Source organism: Streptomyces virginiae (assembly GCF_040638905.1).
Lineage (GTDB): Bacteria > Actinomycetota > Actinomycetes > Streptomycetales > Streptomycetaceae > Streptomyces > Streptomyces virginiae_B.
Genome location: NZ_JBEZYV010000003.1, coordinates 417,531 through 434,239 on the forward strand (window position 1 = coordinate 417,531; position 16,709 = coordinate 434,239).

At 73.6% G+C, this 16,709-nt stretch carries 10 protein-coding genes; 5 read left to right on the plus strand and 5 right to left on the minus strand.

Annotated features, from left to right (window positions below; genetic code table 11):
* Positions 1 to 7: 7 nt before the first annotated feature.
* The gene (locus tag AB0F82_RS07780; RefSeq protein ID WP_362624892.1) at positions 8 to 352 is read left to right on the plus strand and encodes a hypothetical protein; all 345 of its coding nucleotides are present in this window, start codon (positions 8 to 10) and stop codon (positions 350 to 352) included.
* On the opposite strand, the gene AB0F82_RS07785 is transcribed toward AB0F82_RS07780, so the two are convergent.
* A complete protein-coding gene (locus AB0F82_RS07785; RefSeq protein WP_362624894.1) occupies positions 314 to 1,249 on the minus strand; it encodes a sulfurtransferase in 936 nt (311 codons plus the stop codon). The two genes, AB0F82_RS07780 and AB0F82_RS07785, sit on opposite strands and share 39 nt — an antisense overlap.
* A gap of 150 nt (positions 1,250 to 1,399) precedes the next feature.
* Positions 1,400 to 2,788 carry a glycosyltransferase family 39 protein gene (locus tag AB0F82_RS07790; RefSeq protein ID WP_362624896.1) on the minus strand — a complete coding sequence of 463 codons (1,389 nt, stop codon included), beginning with the start codon at positions 2,786 to 2,788 and terminating at the stop codon, positions 1,400 to 1,402.
* 54 nt (positions 2,789 to 2,842) lie between these two features.
* On the opposite strand from AB0F82_RS07790, the gene AB0F82_RS07795 reads away from it, so the two are divergent.
* From AB0F82_RS07795 to AB0F82_RS07810, 4 genes are all read left to right on the plus strand, one after another.
* Positions 2,843 to 3,364 carry a hypothetical protein gene (locus AB0F82_RS07795; protein ID WP_362624897.1) on the plus strand — a complete coding sequence of 174 codons (522 nt, stop codon included), beginning with the start codon at positions 2,843 to 2,845 and terminating at the stop codon, positions 3,362 to 3,364.
* A gap of 527 nt (positions 3,365 to 3,891) precedes the next feature.
* A complete protein-coding gene (locus AB0F82_RS07800; protein WP_030028984.1) occupies positions 3,892 to 4,632 on the plus strand; it encodes a response regulator transcription factor in 741 nt (246 codons plus the stop codon).
* Positions 4,633 to 4,679: 47 nt separating this feature from the next.
* Positions 4,680 to 5,720, plus strand: coding sequence for a HAMP domain-containing sensor histidine kinase (locus AB0F82_RS07805; protein ID WP_362624944.1), 1,041 nt, complete (start codon positions 4,680 to 4,682; stop codon positions 5,718 to 5,720).
* A gap of 271 nt (positions 5,721 to 5,991) precedes the next feature.
* Entirely contained in the window at positions 5,992 to 9,861 is a 3,870-nt protein-coding gene (locus tag AB0F82_RS07810; RefSeq protein ID WP_362624899.1) for a multifunctional oxoglutarate decarboxylase/oxoglutarate dehydrogenase thiamine pyrophosphate-binding subunit/dihydrolipoyllysine-residue succinyltransferase subunit, read from the plus strand.
* A 366-nt stretch (positions 9,862 to 10,227) separates the two neighbouring features.
* Here the strand turns inward: AB0F82_RS07810 and fxsT are convergent, their stop codons facing one another.
* From fxsT to AB0F82_RS07825, 3 genes are all read right to left on the minus strand, one after another.
* Positions 10,228 to 13,302: an FxSxx-COOH system tetratricopeptide repeat protein gene (gene fxsT / locus AB0F82_RS07815; protein WP_362624901.1), complete on the minus strand. Its 3,075-nt coding sequence runs from the start codon at positions 13,300 to 13,302 to the stop codon at positions 10,228 to 10,230.
* Positions 13,303 to 13,366: 64 nt separating this feature from the next.
* On the minus strand, positions 13,367 to 14,623 hold the full coding sequence (locus AB0F82_RS07820) for an HEXXH motif domain-containing protein (protein WP_362624903.1): 1,257 nt from the start codon (positions 14,621 to 14,623) through the stop codon (positions 13,367 to 13,369).
* On the minus strand, positions 14,620 to 16,101 hold the full coding sequence (locus AB0F82_RS07825) for an FxsB family cyclophane-forming radical SAM/SPASM peptide maturase (protein WP_362624905.1): 1,482 nt from the start codon (positions 16,099 to 16,101) through the stop codon (positions 14,620 to 14,622). The genes AB0F82_RS07820 and AB0F82_RS07825 overlap by 4 nt, the downstream gene beginning before the upstream one ends.
* Positions 16,102 to 16,709 lie beyond the last annotated feature (608 nt).

The following is a 16,709-nucleotide window of genomic DNA, read 5'->3' on the forward strand; positions in this document are numbered from 1 at the left end:
CCAGCTGATGCGTCTCCGCTCCGCCTTCACCGCCGTTCTCGGCGCCGCCCTGCTCCTCGTCGCCGTCCCGGCCTCCGCCTCAGCCGCCTCGGGGCGGTTCAGCTACGAGTACGTGACCGTCGAGGGCTACGACGCCTCCGGCTTCCTCAACGACCCGGCGGACGGCCAGTGCATCAACCTGCCCGGCGTCGGCCAGGAGAACCCCGAGCCCGGTCACTCGCCGAGGAACCGCACCGACGCCTGGGCCACTGTCTTCGCCGACACCAACTGCGAGGGGCCCTCCTTCCGCCTGCGGCCGTACACCGGCGGGGCGTCAGAGCGCCTGAAGGTGCGGTCGGTCGTCTTCGGCTGATCCCGGGGCGGTGTCCACACCCGCGCCCGGGCCGGTGGCGACCGGGCGCAGCGGTGAGGGCAGGCCCCATTCGCTCCAGGAGCCGTCGTACACCGCCAGGTCCCGGTAGCCGGCGAGGTCGGCGCCGAGGGCCAGCACGCAGGCGGTCACTCCGGAGCCGCAGCTGAAGCGGAGGCGTTCGCGTCCGCCCGCGGCCGCCGCGAAGGCCGCCCGGAGTTCCCCGGCCGGGCGCATGAGGCCGTCGGGGCGCTGGAGTTCGCCGAACGGCAGGCTGACGGCGCCCGGCATGTGGCCGCCGCGCAGGCCGGGACGGGGTTCGGGGGCGGTGCCTTCGAAACGTTCTCGGGTCCGGGCGTCGAGGACGGCAGCGGCCGGGTCGGACAGGGCCGCGGCGATGTCCTCGGCGTCGACGAGCAGCCCCGCGCGGGGCCGGGCGGTGAAGGTGCCGTGCGGACCCCCGTACTCCGGGGCGGCGGCCTCGACGGGCAGGCCGGCGGCCGTCCAGGCGGGCAGTCCCCCGTCGAGGACGGCGGCCCGGTCGAAGCCCATGGCGCGCAGCATCCACCAGGCGCGGGCGCTGGAGTAGACGCCGGCGCCGTCGTAGACGACGACGGTGTCGGTGTCGTCGAGGCCGAGGGAGCGCAGCGCCTCGGTGAACTCGGCGGGCCCGGGCATGGTGTGCGGGGCGGGCGCCGCGTGGTCGGACAGGGCTCCGTCGAGGTCGAAGGGGCGGGCGCCCGGGATACGGCGGCCTGCGGCGCGGTGGGCGCCGACGGAGGCGTCGAAGACGACCAGTCCGGGGGCGCCCAGTCGGGCGGCCAGCCAGTCGGCCCCGACCAGCGGTCCGGGGTTCGCGGGCCCGGGCGGGCGGGACTCGGGGCGGTCGGGCGTGGGCATACGGCACCTCCTGGAGGCTCGGCGGGCCGCACCCGCCCCGCCTGGGCGGCGCGGCCCGCCGGCTGTGCGACGCGGTCGCCCCCATCCTCCGGCGCGGCCCCGCCCGGCGTGCGACCGCCCCCGCCGCGGGGCGGGTTCGCCCCGTCCGTGTCAGGGGGCCGGGCAGCCGCCCGGGCGGGCGTAGACCGCGACCCGGGCACCGCGCACCCCGGTGACCGAGCAGAGGTCGAACGAGCCCGCCAGCACCTCCCGCTTGACCGCCTCGCGCGGATACGGGTCCAGCGGCTCGCCCTCCGGGTCCAGCAGGGCGATCACGCGGGGCGACGCGAGCAGGGCCGCGCGGATCCGCTCCGGGGGCAGCTCGGTGCCCTGAAGGGTGTGCGAGGCCGCCGGGGAGGCGGCCAGGGCGGGGTCGCGCAGGCCCGCGTAGACGTCCGGCGAGGACAGCAGCCACTCGCGCCTGCGGGAGGGCATGAACACCACCGCGTCCCCCGGGCGGGCCCGCTCCCGTACCGCGGCGGCCACCGCGAGGACGTCGTCCTTGCGGCTCTCCGGAGTGCGCAGCCACGCCGACCACAGGCCGAACGGCAGGAGGAGGGCGACCGCCGCCGCCCACGGCCGCCATCCGCGGGCGGCGGCCGCTCGTGCACCGGCCAGCAGGGCGGTCCCGGCCAGGGCGTAGAGCACGTACCGGTCGACGTACCAGGGGTTGAGCAGTGAGATCGCCATCAGCAGTCCGGGCGGCAGCAGGACCAGGGGCAGCGCCACCCGTACGAGGTCCTTCGGGGCGCCCCGCGCGAGCAGCAGGGAGGCGGCGGCGACGACCGCGTAGGCGGCCCAGTCCTGCCAGCTCGGCCTGCCCAGCCAGCCGAGCTGCTGGTGCGCCTGACGCACGCTCACCACGGCGAGCGGCAGCAGCAGGACGACGACGGTCGCGGCGCTCCGCCGCCAGCCGCGGGAGCGCCGGGCGGTGAAGGCGTGGGCGAGCAGCGCGAGCGCGGCGAACTCGTGCAGCCAGCAGCCGATCAGCAGCACCGCGGTGTAGGCCGCCCACCGCTCGCGCAGCATCAGGTACGTCGCCCACACCACGGCGGCCGCGACCAGCGCGTACGAGCGGCCCTCCTGCGCGTACATCTGGACAGGGGGCAGCACGGCGTACACGCAGCCGGCGACGACCGCCGCCCGATCCCCCACGAGCCGGTGCGCGACGGCGGCCACGCCCGCGGCGGCGAGGGCGGTGGCGGCGACGGAGGGCAGCCGCAGTGCCCACAGGCCGCCGTCCCAGGCCTGGAACACGCCGTGCATGATCACGTAGTAGAGGCCGTGCACGGCGTCGACCTGGCCGAGGAGGTTCCGCATCCCGCCGAGCGACCGGTGCGCCACCTGCCAGGTGACGGACTCGTCGCGCCACATGCCGCCGCCCCGCTCCAGGCCCCAGAGGCCGAGGACCGCGGCGAGCAGCGGCGGGAGCAGGCGCCATGGCGCGATGCGGCGGATGGCGGCCTCCTGAAGCTGTCGGATCGGGGGTGCGGACTCCATACTCGGGGGTGGACCCGAGTGGCTGCGGAGGTGGGTGTGCGCGCGTTCCGGGCGGTGGTTTCGGTACTTCTGGGTGCGGTGGTCCTGGCGGGGTGCGGACCGTCCGGTTCCGGTGGCAGCGACGACGCGCCGCCGAGGGGCTCCGCGGAACCGGCCGCGAGTACGGGTACGGGCGCCGGCCCCGCTGCGAGCCCGGCCCCCAGCACCGGCACCGGCCCGAGCGCGGTTCCCGCCCCCGCCGACACCCTGGTCCGGGTCACCCGCAGCGGGGGCTTCGCCGGCGAGACCCACACCCTCGTCGTGAAGGGCGACGGCTCGTGGTCCCGGCTGGACGGGAAGGCGCAGCCGGAGGGCACCGGGAAACTGTCGGAGCAGGAGCTGACGGCCCTGCGCACGGCGCTCCGGGAGGCCGACTTCGCCCGTCTGCCCAGGATCGCGACGGGCGGTCCCAAGATCTACGACGGGTTCTTCCACACCTTCGCGCACGGCGGGTACGAGGTCGCCGGTGAGCAGGGGTCCCTGCCGCCGGCCCTGGAGCGGGTCGCGGACGCGCTGCCGCCGTTCACGGCACGCTGAGCTCCGGGCCCAGCCGGGCGGACCCCGCCGGGCCCGCCGGTCCAGCACCTCCGGCTCCGACGCCCGCCTGACCGGCGAGCTCGTACGCGGCGCCTGCACACGCGGAGATCGCCGAACGGGCGGCGGCGCTGATCGCCGACTACGGCGCCTCGGACGCGGCACTGCTCGACGTGGCCTCCGGCCGGGCCGCAGGCGGGGGCCGGCTGCCCTTCGGGCTGCCCCGCTCCACGGCCGCCGTCGCCGCCTCCCGGCCGGATGTGCCGAACGACACTCACGAGCCGGTCTTCCCGCACGGCCGCGGACCGGCCTTGTAGGTCCCCTCCAACAAGGATCCGACGAGGTCACAGCCGGTGGGGCAGCTGACCGTCCCACCCGCCGGGTGCCGGTCCCGCGGGGGGTCCGACACCCGGTACATCCCATTCCATTTACTCAGGTCCAGCGCATATGCCGTGTCCGAACCCCACGTAGCCGCAGGCCGGAGCCTCCTCTACGCTGCACCCCATTCAGCGGGATCTTCAGGGGCGGACATGGAACAGACACACACCACCCACACCGGCGCCGCGGCAACACCCGGCGCCCAGCGGCGTGTGCTCGTCGTCGAGGACGACCGCACCATCGCCGAGGCCATCGCGGCCCGGCTGCGCGCCGAGGGCTTTCAGGTACAGACGGCCACCGACGGTCCTGCGGCCGTCGCCGCGGCGGAGAGCTGGCTGCCCGAGCTGCTGGTCCTCGACGTCATGCTGCCCGGCTTCGACGGGCTGGAGGTCTGCCGCCGGGTCCAGGCGCAGCGCCCGGTGCCGGTGCTGATGCTCACCGCCCGGGACGACGAGACGGACATGCTGGTCGGACTGGGCGTCGGCGCCGACGACTACATGACCAAGCCGTTCTCCATGCGCGAGCTGGCCGCACGGGTCCACGTACTGCTGCGGCGGGTCGAGCGGGCGACGATCGCCGCGCACACCCCGCGCGGCGCCACCCTGCGCCTGGGCGACCTGGAGATCGACCACGCGCAGCGCCGGGTCCGGGTGCAGACCGAGGACGTCCACCTGACCCCCACCGAATTCGACCTGCTGGTGTGCCTGGCCGGGACCCCGCGGGCGGTGCTCTCCCGGGAGCAGCTCCTGGCGGAGGTCTGGGACTGGGCCGACGCGTCCGGGACCCGTACGGTCGACAGCCACATCAAGGCCCTGCGGCGCAAGATCGGCGCAGAGCGGATCCGTACGGTCCACGGCGTCGGGTACGCCCTGGAGACCCCGGCCCAGCCGTGAACGGCCGGGCGGAGGGGCAGCGCCAGCGACAGCGGCCCACCGGAGGGCTGCGGCCCTTCTCGCCGTTCTCGATCAAGACCAAGCTCGGCACGCTCGTGGTGGTCTCGGTCTTCATCACCACCGGCCTGCTGCTGGTGGCCCTGCGCACCGACACCGAGCTGCGGTTCATCACCGTCTTCTCGGTGATCGCCTCGATGCTGATCACCCAGTTCGTGGCGCACAGCCTGACGGCCCCGCTGGACGACATGACCACGGTGGCCCGGGCGATATCCCACGGCGACTACACGCGTCGGGTGCGGGGCGCCGGACGCCGCGACGAGCTGGGCGACCTGGCCTCCACGATCAACCTCATGGCGGACGACCTGGAGGCCGTGGACCGGCACCGCAAGGAGCTCGTCGCCAACGTCTCGCACGAGCTGCGCACCCCGATCGCCGCACTGCGGGCGGTGCTGGAGAACGTCGTCGACGGCGTCTCGGCCGCCGACCCGGAGACCATGCGCACCATGCTCAAGCAGACCGAGCGCCTCGGCCGGCTCGTGGAGACCCTGCTGGACCTGTCCCGGGTGGACAACGGCGTGGTGCCGCTGAAGGCCCGCCGCTTCGAGGTGTGGCCGTACCTGTCCGGGGTGCTGAAGGAGTCGGGGCTGGCCGCCGCCGGCCGGCCCGGGCTGCTCTCCGGCTCCGGCGGGCACACCCGCAACGACGTGCACCTGCACCTGGACGTGTTCCCGCCGGAGCTGTGCGCCTACGCGGACGCCGAACGCCTGCACCAGGTGGTGGCCAATCTGATCGACAACGCGGTCAAGCACAGCCCCCCGCACGGCCGGGTCACGGTCCGGGCCCGGGCGGGCGAGGCGCCGGGCGGGCTGGTGCTGGAGGTCCACGACGAGGGCCCCGGCATCCCGGAGGCCGAGCGGCACCGGGTCTTCGAGCGGTTCAACCGGGGCAGCGCCCGTGGCGGCGACGGAGGCACCGGACTGGGCCTGGCGATCGCCCGCTGGGCCGTGGAGCTGCACGGCGGCAGGATCGGGGTGGCCGAATCGGCACGCGGCTGCCGGATCCACGTCACCCTTCCGGGCAGCTCATAGGTGCCGCGTTGACGTAGGGTTCGACTGGGAAGGACATGATCTCGGCCACACGTAGCCGGGGTCCGTCAGGGGTGCGAAGCCAAGGGGGCCGCAACCTGGGTGCCCCCTACCCGAACCAGGCTGGTTTCCCGCCATTCCACGTCATGAAACCCGCCGTTCGATGTGACCTACACGACGTAAGTCCCGCCCGGCCTGCATGCAGCGGCCGAGGAGGCGTAGCCTTTATTCCCGCTGTCCATACCTTGTGAAGCGGAAGAGGGCGGTTGCCGCCGTGTCGCCACAGTCCCCCAGTAACTCGAGCACCACGACCGAAGCAGCAGAGGGCGGGAAGAACCCTGCCTCAGGCTTCGGCGCGAATGAGTGGCTCGTCGACGAGATCTATCAGCAGTACCTCCAGGACCCGCAATCGGTCGACCGGGCCTGGTGGGACTTCTTCGCCGACTACAAGCCGGGGGGCGCCGCCGCTCCGGTGACGTCGGCCGGTTCCGAGAAGTCCACGCCGACGGACGGCGCCTCCGCACAGGCCGCCACCGCCGTCGCCCGGACCCCGCAGGTCGCCGACGCCGCCACGGGGGCGGCGGACGCCGCGCCCGCGCCCACCGCGACGCCGACTCCTCCGCCTGTGTCAGCTCCTGCCCCTGCTCCTGCCATCCCCTCTGGTGCCCCTGCTGTGACTGTCACCTCCCAGGCCCCGGCCGCCGCACCGGCCGCGCCCGCCCCCGCCTCCGTAGCCCCGCAAAAGGCCGCGCCCACCGCTGGGGCCCCCGCGGGCCCCGAGCTGGTGACGCTCCGCGGCCCGGCGGCTGCCGTCGCGAAGAACATGAACGCCTCCCTCGACGTCCCGACGGCCACGTCCGTCCGCGCCGTCCCGGTGAAGCTGCTGTTCGACAACCGCATCGTCATCAACAACCACCTCAAGCGGGCCCGGGGTGGGAAGATCTCCTTCACGCACCTCATCGGCTACGCGATGGTGCAGGCCATCAAGGCCATGCCGTCGATGAACTACTCCTTCGCGGAGAAGGACGGCAAGCCGACCCTGGTCAAGCCCGACCATGTGAACTTCGGCCTCGCCATCGACCTGGTGAAGCCCAACGGCGACCGCCAGCTCGTCGTCGCCGGCATCAAGAAGGCCGAGACGCTCAACTTCTTCGAGTTCTGGCAGGCCTACGAGGACATCGTCCGCCGCGCCCGCGTCGGCAAGCTGACGATGGACGACTTCACCGGCGTGACGTGCTCCCTCACCAACCCCGGCGGCCTGGGCACCGTCCACTCCGTGCCCCGCCTGATGCCCGGACAGTCGGTCATCATGGGCGTCGGCTCCATGGACTACCCCGCCGAGTTCCAGGGCACCTCACAGGACACCCTGAACAAGCTGGGCATCTCCAAGGTCATGACCCTGACCTCGACCTACGACCACCGGGTCATCCAGGGCGCCGCCTCCGGCGAGTTCCTCCGCATCGTCGCGAACCTGCTCCTCGGCGAGAACGACTTCTACGACTCCGTCTTCGAGTCGCTGCGCATCCCGTACGAGCCGGTCCGCTGGAACCGCGACATCGACGCCAGCCACGACGACGACGTCACGAAGGCCGCCCGCGTCTTCGAGCTGATCCACTCCTACCGGGTCCGCGGCCACGTCATGGCCGACACCGACCCGCTGGAGTACAAGCAGCGCAAGCACCCCGACCTCGACATCACCGAGCACGGCCTCACCCTGTGGGACCTGGAGCGCGAGTTCGCCGTCGGCGGTTTCTCCGGCAAGTCCATGATGAAGCTGCGCGACATCCTCGGCGTGCTGCGCGACTCGTACTGCCGCACCACCGGCGTCGAGTTCATGCACATCCAGGACCCGAAGCAGCGCCGCTGGATCCAGGACCGCATCGAGCGCCCGCACACCAAGCCGGAGCGCGAGGAGCAGCTGCGCATCCTGCGCCGCCTGAACGCCGCCGAGGCCTTCGAGACCTTCCTGCAGACGAAGTACGTCGGCCAGAAGCGCTTCTCCCTGGAGGGCGGCGAGTCCGTCATCCCGCTGCTCGACGCCGTCATCGACTCGGCCGCCGAGGCCCGCCTCGAAGAGGTCGTCATCGGCATGGCCCACCGCGGCCGCCTGAACGTCCTCGCGAACATCGTCGGCAAGTCGTACGCGCAGATCTTCCGCGAGTTCGAGGGCAACCTCGACCCGAAGTCCATGCACGGCTCCGGCGACGTCAAGTACCACCTGGGCGCCGAGGGCACCTTCACCGGCCTCGACGGTGAGCAGATCAAGGTCTCGCTCGTCGCGAACCCCTCCCACCTGGAGGCGGTCGACCCGGTCCTGGAGGGTGTCGCCCGCGCCAAGCAGGACGTCATCAACAAGGGCGGCACGGACTTCACGGTCCTCCCGCTCGCGCTCCACGGCGACGCGGCCTTCGCCGGCCAGGGCGTCGTCGCCGAGACGCTGAACATGTCGCAGCTGCGCGGCTACCGCACCGGCGGCACCGTGCACGTGGTCATCAACAACCAGGTCGGCTTCACCGCCGCCCCGGAGTCCTCGCGTTCCTCGATGTACGCGACCGACGTGGCCCGCATGATCGAGGCGCCGATCTTCCACGTGAACGGCGACGACCCCGAGGCCGTCGTCCGCGTTGCCCGTCTGGCCTTCGAGTTCCGCCAGGCGTTCAACAAGGACGTGGTCATCGACCTCATCTGCTACCGCCGCCGCGGCCACAACGAGTCTGACAACCCGGCCTTCACGCAGCCGCTGATGTACGACCTGATCGACAAGAAGCGCTCGGTGCGCAAGCTGTACACCGAGTCCCTCATCGGTCGCGGTGACATCACGCTGGAAGAGGCCGAGCAGGCGCTCCAGGACTTCCAGGGCCAGCTGGAGAAGGTCTTCGCGGAGGTCCGCGAGGCCGCCACGCAGCCCGCGGTCTCCGCGCCGGCCGCCCCGGGCACGTCCGCCGTCTTCCCGGTCGCCGTGAACACCGCGATCTCCCAGGACGTCGTCAAGCGGATCGCCGAGTCCCAGGTCACCATCCCCGAGGGCGTCACCGTCCACCCGCGTCTGCTGCCCCAGCTGCAGCGCCGCGCGGCGATGATCGACGAGGGCACCATCGACTGGGGCATGGGCGAGACCCTGGCCTTCGGTTCGCTGCTGATGGAGGGCACCCCGGTCCGGCTGTCCGGCCAGGACTCCCGCCGCGGCACCTTCGGCCAGCGCCACGCGGTCCTCATCGACCGGGAGACCGGCGAGGACTACACGCCGCTGCTCTACCTCTCCGACGACCAGGCCCGCTACAACGTCTACGACTCGCTGCTCTCCGAGTACGCGGCCATGGGCTTCGAGTACGGCTACTCGCTGGCCCGCCCGGACGCGCTGGTCCTCTGGGAGGCCCAGTTCGGTGACTTCGTCAACGGCGCGCAGACCGTCGTCGACGAGTTCATCTCCTCGGCCGAGCAGAAGTGGGGCCAGACCTCCGGCGTCACGCTGCTCCTCCCGCACGGCTACGAGGGCCAGGGCCCGGACCACTCGTCCGCGCGTCCCGAGCGCTTCCTCCAGATGTGCGCGCAGGACAACATGACGGTCGCGATGCCGACCCTGCCGTCGAACTACTTCCACCTGCTGCGCTGGCAGGTCCACAACCCGCACCACAAGCCGCTCATCGTCTTCACCCCGAAGTCGATGCTGCGCCTGAAGGCTGCGGCGTCGAAGGCGGAGGAGTTCACGACCGGTTCGTTCCGTCCGGTCATCGGCGACAGCACGGTCGACCCGAACGCAGTCAACAAGGTCGTCTTCTGCGCCGGCAAGGTCTACTACGACCTGGAGGCCGAGCGCGAGAAGCGCGGCATCACGGACACCGCGATCATCCGCATCGAGCGCCTGTACCCGCTCCCGGGTGCGGAGCTCCAGGCCGAGATCGCCAAGTTCCCGAACGCGGCGAAGTACATCTGGGCCCAGGAGGAGCCGGCGAACCAGGGTGCGTGGCCGTTCATCGCGCTGAACCTGATCGACCACCTCGACCTGGCGGTCGGTGCGGACGTCCCGGCGGGCGAGCGCCTGCGGCGCATCTCGCGCCCGCACGGCTCGTCCCCGGCGGTGGGCTCCGCGAAGCGCCACCAGGCGGAGCAGCAGCTCCTGCTGAACGAGGTCTTCGAGGCGTAAGCCTCGGCGTGTTGGCAACAGCCCGGAAGGCCCGGCACCCCGTCAGGGGGCCGGGCCTTCCGGCCTGTTGGGGGAAGTGGGATCCACTGGGGCGATGGTCAGTGACGTGCTGAGGGTTTCCCGTCCGACCGAACCGCACCCGAGTCAACGTACGTGCCGGCCCCGAACAAGGGCCGGACGCCGTCGTCGAGGAGCGCGTAGCGATCGATGGCGGCCTATGCCCAGCCCCAGGGGCTCGCAGACGCCGTCTGCGAGGAGCGCGTAGCGATTTGGGGCGCACTCGGCTCCGCCCGCGCATCGCTGGCCGCCCCGTCTCTTGCTCGATCCCCCAGCACATCCCTGATACCGCCCCGCCCGGACCCCGCCCTACGGCTGCGGTTCGAAGTCCCAGTAGGGGCGGGCACGTTGTTTCGCCGACACCGTGTGCACGTGCTGCGGGCCCAGGGTGCGGGTCAGGCCCTTGATGCCGGCCTCCTCGTGTTTGCCCGCCTCCGTGTCCTCCCGTACGGACCGCAGGTCCGCCGCCAGGGCGATCTGGGCGCTCAGCGTCATCGGGTGGTCGGGGCCCAGGACGCGCTCGGCCGTGCGCAGCGTCTCGCGGCTCAGGTCCAGAGCGTCCTCCAGCCGCCCGGTGATGTTGCGGTGGCCGGTGGCGTTGAGGGCGCAGCCCAGCGTCCAGGGGTGGCGGGCGCCGAGCGCGCCCCGCATGCCGACGAGGGCCTGTTCGCCGAGGGACAGGCCCTCGGCGCGTTCCCCCTGGGCGCGCAGGACCAGGCCGAGGTTGCCGACGGTGCCGATGCTGTACGGGTGGGCGAGGCCGAGCTGCGACTGGTAGCCGCGGACGACGTCCTCGGAGATGCGGCGGGCCTCGCCGATGTCCCCGTACTCCCTGAGGTACGTGGCGTAGTCGGAGGCGACCATCAGCGTCCAGGGGTAGTCCACGCCGAAGACGCGCGTCGCCCGCTCCCAGACGGTCCGCAGCCGCAGGCCCGCGCCGGGGATGTCGCCGGAGCGGCGCAGGCACAGGCCGAGGTTGTGTTCGGCGCGCAGGGTCTGAGGGTGGCCGAGTCCCAGGACCTGGGTGTTGAGCTTGACGCCCTGCTCCTGCCGGGTCTGGGCCTCGCGGTAGCGGCCCATGAGGCGCAGTCCCATGGCGCAGGCGATGCCGGAGGCGAGGGTGGAGATGTGCAGGGGCATCAGGACGCGTTCGCGGCGGCGCAGGGTGTCGAGGTCGAGGTCGTAGGCGTCCTGGTAGCGGCCGAGCAGCCGGTATGTGGCGGCGAGGTTGTTCTGGGCGTCGAGGGTGATGGAGTCGTCCTCGCCAAGGAGCTCGCGGTAGGTGGCCAGGCAGTGCTCGAAGATCTCGCGGGCCGGTTCGAACTTGGCGATGCACAGCAGGACGCCGCCGTAGGCGCTGGTGGCGCGCAGGCTCTCCAGGTCCTGGTCGCCGCGTTCGCCGGTGAGCCGGTCGGCGACGGCCCTGGTGAGGGTCTCGGCCCGGCGGAACAGGCCGAGGTTTCGCAGCGAGTTGCCGTACTGGTAGCTCAGCTCGCGGACCTTGGGGTGGTCCTCGCCGAGCCGGGCCCGCCAGATCTGGTCGGTCTCCTCGCAGAGGCGCAGGCAGGTGCGGTACTCCCCGGCGAGGATCAGGTAGCGCAGGCAGTGCAGCAGGAAGTTCTGGATGCGCGGGTTGCTGCTGGTGATCACCCCGGAGGGGGTTAGGTGGGGGACGAGTTCGGCGTAGCGGGGCCAGAGCCGGGAGTCGGAGGGCCGGCCGGGGTCGGCGGCGGCGAGGACCTGGCGGACGGCCCGGGCGAGGGGTTCGGCCTCGTCCTCGGAGAGGTTCTCGCGGACGATGCCGTGCACCATGCGGTGCAGTTGTACGGTCTCCAGCCCGCCACCGCCCTCCTCCACGGGGAGGTCGGAGTACTCCAGCCGCACGACGGAGAACTGGACGAGCTTGTTGAGGGCGGCGTTCCAGCGGATCTGGTCGTTGATGAGTCCGGCGAGCTGTTCGGGCACGTCGTCGGCCGGGAACTCGCGCAGCAGGCGCAGCGGCACCGGGCCGGGGGCGAAGAAGACGAAGAGCCGCAGCAGGGCGAGGGCGTCGGGGAAGTTCTCCCGGACGTTGTTGAGGAGTATGGCGAGGGCCGTGGGGAAGGGCAGCGGGTAGTCCTCGGAGAGGGTGACGGCCTCGCGGGAGTCCATCCGGCGCTGGAGCAGATCGAGGTAGTCGCCGACGGGCAGCGGTGAGTCGGCGAGCCAGCCGGCGGTCTGGTCGAGGGCGAGGGGGTAGTCCTCCAGGGCCTCGGCGAGCTGGTCGGCCTCGTCGGCGGTGAGGCGCAGGGCGCGGCGGCGGATGAAGGTGATCGATTCGGGGCGGGCGTAGAGGGGGACCTCGACGAGGCTGGTGTGCCGGGCGGCCCATTCGCGGTTGCGGGAGGTGATGATGACGTCGCCGGCGCCGCCGGCGGGCAGCAGGTCGATGAGGTCGTCGGGGTTGTCGCAGCCGTCGAAGACCATCAGCCAGCGGCCGTACGGGGCTCCGCGGCGCAGCGCTTCGAGGACGGCCCGGATCTGCTCGCCGTAGCTGCCGGCGCCGCGGGGGAGGCCGAGGGCCGGGGCCAGGTCGGCGAGGCGCTCGCGGAGGGTGGGCCGGTCTTCGGCGGGGACCCACCACACGACGTCGTACTCGGAGGCGAAGCGGTAGGCGTACTCGGTGGCGACCTGCGTCTTGCCGACGCCGGAGAGGCCGAGGAGGGTGACGGTGGACGCGCCGGGCGGGGCTTCGGCGAGGGCTTGGCGCAGGGTGCCGATGACGTCGTTGCGGCCGGTGAAGCGGGGGTTGCGGCGCGGGACGCGGCCCCAGATCTCGGGCGGGTCGTTGGGGAAGCGGGGGCCGCGGCGGCCGGTTTCGGTGCCGATGCGCTCGGTGGGGAGTTCCAGGCGGCGCAATACCCGGTATTCGGCCTCGTACGCGTCGAGGCCCCACAGGTCGGTCTTCTCCAGGACGGCGACGGCACTGGGCAGGGGTGCGTCGGTGAGGCAGACGGCGGCGAACCGGTCCGGGTGGTCGTCGGTGACGGCGCGCAGGGCGGTGTTCCACTCCTCGTCGGTGTGGGTGCCGGCCGAGAAGTAGCGTTCGCTGAGGACGAGGAGGACGCGGCTGCCGGATCGGGCGAGGTCGTCGAGGGCCTGGGTGAGGCCGGGGCTGTTCTGCGGGTCCCAGCGCTGGAGGGTGACGCGGTGGCCGTGTTCTTCCAGGCGGTGGGCGATCCACACGGCCCAGGGGCGGTTGAAGCCGGCGAAGCTGATGACGAAGCGCTGCGGCCGCTGGGGCTGGGGCTGGGACGGCTGCGGTGGCTGTTGGGGCTGGGACGGCTGCAGTGGCTGCTGGGGCTGTTGCGCCGATTCGCGGTCCTGCCGGCTACCGGTGGTCATGCGGCCGTCTCCCTGGGCTGCGGGCAGTGGACGGGACTGAAAAGGTACCGCAGCGGACGGTCCGTCAGACCTGTGCGAACGGCGCGAGTTGGGGGTGTGCCTCGCACCAGGCGCGGCGCTCGCGGTCGACGGCTCGGCGGGCCGCGGCGTGCTGGTCGCCGGGGGGCGGGAGGTCGTCCATGGCCCGTTCTGCGGCGGCCATCGCGTCGGTGAACTCCCGGCCGGCGGAGGTCAGTCGGTCGTGTGCGCGCAGGGCGGGCAGGACGGCGGCGACCTGTGCGCGGATCCGGGCGTGCTGGGCCCAGGCGCCGCGGGCGCCGTAAAGGGCGGCCCGCTGCCAGTAGCCGGCGAGGGCCAGGTGGGCGTAGGTGCCGTGCAGGAGTCCCTCCAGCGGGCGGGGATCCCTGCGCCAGGGGGCCCAGTGGCGGGGCGTTGCGTCGGCGGTGTGCAGGGTCAGGACATCGGCGAGGGCGGTGAGTTTGCCGTGCTGGACCTCGTGGACGAGGGTCGCGGCGAGGGCGGGCGGGGCCTGCGCGCGGGCCAGTACGGAGCCGGCGGCCGCGGGGAGGGTGGCGCCGTTGGAGCGGGAGCCTCCGGCGAGCGGTACGAGGGAGCGCAGCAGTTGTACGGTCTCCTCCGCGCGGACGGTGTCATAGCGCTGGAGCAGGGTGAGGGCCCCGGACCACTGGGTGTCCCACCGCTTGTGGCCCTTGGGGGTGAGGCGGCGGGCGGGGCGCAGGGGGGCGGGCTGTGCGGAGCCCGGGGCCCGGTAGGGGTCGAGGTCGTCGAGGGCGGTGCGGCCTCCGGGCAGTGCGTGCAGGGGCAGTGTGGCGGGGTCGTCGGGGTCCCAGGAGCGTTCGGTGAGGACGACCGGGCCGGGGCGGTCGGGGCGCAGCAGGCCGAGGGTGGGCAGGGCGAGGCGGCCGTGCACCGGCCGCAGGGTGTGGGTGAAGGGGATCCCGGAGCGCAGGGCGGCGGCCGCGGCGAGCGCGCCGAGGTGGGCGAGGTCCGGCGGCGGGCCGAAGGGGGCGTGCAGCCGGCGCAGGGTCTCCTCGGCCCACACGCCGGTGGCCGGGTAGTGCAGTACGTCGCGTACGGCGGCCGGGTCGTGGCGTTCGGCTTCCTCCAGCAGGGCCCAGTGGTCGGCGGTCCGGCCGGACCGGCCGCAGGGGGCGGCGTCGAGGACGGCGCGGAGCAGGACCAGGCGCTTGGAGCGGCGTACGTCGCGGACCAGGCGGGTGCCTTCGGTGGAGGGCTCGGTGGAGGCGAGGGCGCGCAGCGTGTGGGAGGACACGGTGAAGGCGGCGAGGGCGGCGGTCATGAGGCGGCCGCCGGGGGGTGGGCGGCCGTGGGGTGGGCGGCGCCGGCGCGGCGGCGGCCGGCGGCTGTGGCCGCGGCGTGCTGGACGGCGGTGGCGATGTGCCGGATCAGGACCTGGAGGTCGGCGCAGTAGACGGACGGCTGCCGGAAGCCCTCGCCGGCGCGGTAGCGGTGCGGGTAGTGGCCGCCGCCGCACACCTCGACCAGTTCGCAGGCGCGGCAGTCGGCGGCGAGCGCGTCGCGTCCGAGCTGGCGGGCGGCGAAGCCGGGGTGGTCGAGGAGCTGGTCGAAGCTGTGGGTGTCGAGGGCCATGCCGGTGGCGGCGGCCCCCTCGTACGCGGATTTCAGTGAATCGGCCTGTTCGATGGAGCCGTCGGTCTCGATGACGGCGGTGGCGGCGGGCGCGAGCCCGAGGGTCTCGGTGGTGGCGGGCAGGCCGAGCAGCAGGGCGATGATCTCCTCGAAGAGCCGGATGCGGGTGCGTCGTTCCCCGTCGTGCCACCAGCGCTCGAAGACGGCGAGGAGCCAGTCGGCGTACGGGGTCCCCGGCGCGCCGGGCCGCCGGCCGGGGCCGCGGGGCGGCGGGGCGCTCCAGTTGGCGAGCGGGAGCAGCAGCCCGACGGTGGGCGGGGCGAAGGCGAGCAGGGACTCGTACGTCTCCACGGGGTCGTGGTCGAGGTCGACGACGCAGAGCACCCCTGCGTAGCTGTCCGGGTGGCGTGCCAGCAGGCGCAGGCCGCGGGCGGCGGCGCTGAAGCCGGGGTGTCCGGCGTGGTCGACGCGGCGGGTGTTGTGCGCGGCCAGCCCGCCGTCGAGGCTGACGCCGACGCGGATCCCGGCGGCGGCCAGGGCGGTGAGGCGGCCGCGGGTGATCAGGGTGCCGTTGGTCTGGACGGTGGCGGTGATCCGGGTGCGGGGGGCGGTCGCGGCGAGGGCGGCCCGTACGGCTTCGACGGGTGCGGCGAGTGCGGCGGGGGCGGTGAGGAGGGGTTCGCCGCCGTGCAGGACCAGGTCGACGCGGGGCAGGTCGTGGGCGGCGGCGTGTTCGGCGATCCGCTGGGCGGCGCGGGCGGCGGTGGCGGGGGTCATGGCGACGGGCTGGTCGCGCCAGCCCTGGTCGGCCATCTCGTAGACGTAGCAGTAGGTGCAGGCGAGGTTGCAGCGGCTGCGGGTTTTGAGCACGAACTGCCGGATGGGATGGGGCGCATGGCCTGCGGCCCGCGCGGCGGCGACGTCGAGCCGGGTGTACGGCCAGGGGGCGTTGCGGGCGTGCCGGGCCGCGTGCGCGTGCCCCGCGGGGTGTCGCGCGGCCCCCTCCGCCCGGCCCGGTCCCGGGCCTTGGGCGGAGCCCGGCTGCCGGTCGGGGTCCGGGCCGTGAGCGGAGTCCGTGTGCGGCATGCGGCCGGATCGCCGGTCGGGGTCCGGCCCGGGGCCGGCGGGCGCGGGCAGCGGGGAGCCGCTCGTGATCGCTCGCCGCATCGCCGCACCCCTCCCCGCCCCACCGCCGGGGGCGCCCCGGCGGACGGTCCATCCCTGCCCTTCCGCCGGTCCCGGCTAACGGCGGAAAGTGGTCAACCCGCCCACGCGGGGCGCCCTTGCGCTTCCCTCAGCGGGGCGGGCAGGTTCGAGTCGTCCTGCGGGCCGGTCCGCGGGGCCCTTCCCTCGGCGGGGCGGCCGGGTTCGGGCCGGTCTGCGGGGCGGGTTACGGGCGCGGTGGGGGCGGGTCCGCGGGGCCCTTCCTGCGGCGGGGCGGGCGGGTTCGGATCGTCATGCGGACCAGTCCGTGGATCGGGATACGGGCGCGGTGCGGGCGGGTCCGCGGGGCCGGGGAGGGGTGTCTCCTCGGCTCGGCGCGTGCGGGCCATCGCGGTTGTGCTCGGTGGTTGCGCGCTCGTCCTGCGGGGACACCCCTCCCCGGCCCCGCTCCCCAAGCGTCGGGCACCCTCCGGGAACCGCCCAGTCGGCCCGGGCGTCGTCGGGGCACTGTCGGAGCCCTGCCGTGGGGCGGGGACACGGCGGAGTGTCCCCGCAGGACGAGGCGCGACCTTGCCCGCCTGGCCGCGACATGCCCGCGGGCGCCGAGCCGA